The sequence below is a fragment of the Citrobacter sp. TBCS-14 genome, assembly GCF_005280805.1.
Taxonomy (GTDB): domain Bacteria; phylum Pseudomonadota; class Gammaproteobacteria; order Enterobacterales; family Enterobacteriaceae; genus Citrobacter; species Citrobacter gillenii.
Window position 1 is genome coordinate 1 of record NZ_SZWM01000022.1, and the last position, 252, is coordinate 252.

General features: G+C 51.2%; 1 pseudogene. It reads left to right on the forward strand.

Annotation, left to right across the window (positions count from 1 at the left end):
- Window positions 1-251: pseudogene (locus FDX22_RS00090) on the forward strand (DNA mismatch repair protein MutL); the annotation flags it as partial.
- Between the last annotated feature and the right edge of the window lies 1 nt (window position 252).

The window sequence follows — 252 nt, forward strand, 5'->3', positions numbered from 1 at the left end:
AAAATTTACAAATCTTGATTCCTGAACTGATAGGCTACCTGGCGCAGCAAACCGTATTCGAAGCGGGCAACATTGCGCAGTGGATTGCACGTAACCTGATGAGCGAGCATCCGCAGTGGAGTATGGCCCAGGCGATTACGCTGTTGGCGGATGTTGAGCGGCTATGCCCACAACTCGTGAAGGCACCGCCGGGTGGTCTGTTACAACCTGTTGATTTACATTCGGTAATGAACGCCCTGAAACATGAGTGAT